The organism is Lactobacillus gigeriorum DSM 23908 = CRBIP 24.85 (assembly GCF_000296855.1).
Taxonomy (GTDB): Bacteria; Bacillota; Bacilli; order Lactobacillales; family Lactobacillaceae; genus Lactobacillus; species Lactobacillus gigeriorum.
The window spans coordinates 1-1,409 of sequence record NZ_CAKC01000051.1 but is presented as its reverse complement, the minus strand read 5'-3'; the positions used below and the strand labels follow the sequence as shown (position 1 = coordinate 1,409).

Genomic DNA, 1,409 nt, shown 5'->3' with positions numbered 1-1,409 from the left:
GTAAGTGTCAATATTTTTGCGGTAACCCATAAACCATTAGTCTAATCTTGCTTTCTTAAATATTTATATGATTTAAACTTCTGCCTAAATCACTCAGATATCTACCCCCAGCTGCTTGCGTTGCGATTGCACCGTGTTGTATTCCCAAGTGAGCTTCATGTCGCTTCTTCAAGCTGTCTCGTGCAGCCGCCTGCAATTCTTTTTCAGTCAATATATCGAGACTCGAACCCCTAAATTCACTGCTTAGCCAGTATTCAAGATCTTGATTCTTCATACAGCTTAGAATCCTAAGCATGCCTTCTGCACCCTTCTTCGACCAATACTTGCCTTGACCTTTGACCCGGTAGGTATACTTGCGATGATTGCTTTCACAGCAGCCAATTGCCTTAATCACTGTTAGCTTTCGCTTCTTAAAAGGCTTTATATCCTCCCAGTGACGATCGATATATTTCCCTAAGCGCCTTAAGTTTTCATGATTAAGAGCAGTATCCAGCTCATCAACCAGCATGCTCTCTGCGGTAGTCAATACCAGCTCAACCTTGCGATAGTCATACTGATATTCTAAAGCGGAAATAAGCTTGCCCTGCAACTCAGGTGCAAAATACAGCCGCTCTTTGATCTTGCGATTTAAATGATAGACATCTAAGAAGTACTCATGTTTCTTGCATAAGCCGATAATCTCATCAAAGTCTTTCTTGGCATAGCCAGCGCCGCCATCCGCATTACTGATAATCAATGTGTCCGATAGGTCATAAGTATGGGCTAGATATTCCTTGGCTTCATTCAAGGCATCTAGACGGCTTAAAGAAACAAACTCCCGGGCGTTGATTCGTTTTCTGCGCGTCCTGCTTACATTAGCGATTCCTTCACAGACCTGATAGCGGTGAAACTCCAAGCGGCCCTTGGTGCCTTTGATCACTACGCCATCGCCTTCAAGGTACAGAACCGGCACTTTTTTCTTAGCGTCTACGGCATCGTATCTTGAATCTGATTCTTGGCCTGCCTTAATGTTTTCTCCTGCCATATGGATTAAGTTGCCAACTTGCATATGACTGATGTTGAAGCCAGCCAAGCAATTGACTGCTAAGGCAGTATTGCGGTAAGTGGCAACGCTGCTTACTTCCAAGATGTTTCTAACTGCCAGAAGGCTGTAGCGCTTGTACTTATCAAAGCCCAACAATTCATCCAATGGATATCGAGGCTTCCTGCCTGGGCAGACGTATCTTCTTCTGGTATATCTCACTTCGCCAAAAGCCATATTGATTGAGCGTTCATTCTTTTTCTCAATTTGATATCCTTGAGATTTCATCTCTGAGATCATATCATCATCGACTTTAGCTAAGGCCAAGGCCATGATTTCTTTGAATAGATTTAGGAAAAAACAAATTATTTTTCTTTCGCGCTTAATA

At 42.8% G+C, this 1,409-nt stretch carries 1 protein-coding gene; it reads right to left on the bottom strand.

Annotation, left to right across the window (positions count from 1 at the left end; all coding sequences use genetic code 11):
- Positions 1–55 precede the first annotated feature (55 nt).
- Entirely contained in the window at positions 56–1,408 is a 1,353-nt protein-coding gene (locus tag BN52_RS05170; RefSeq protein ID WP_053216532.1) for an ISLre2 family transposase, read from the bottom strand.
- Position 1,409: the final 1 nt, after the last annotated feature.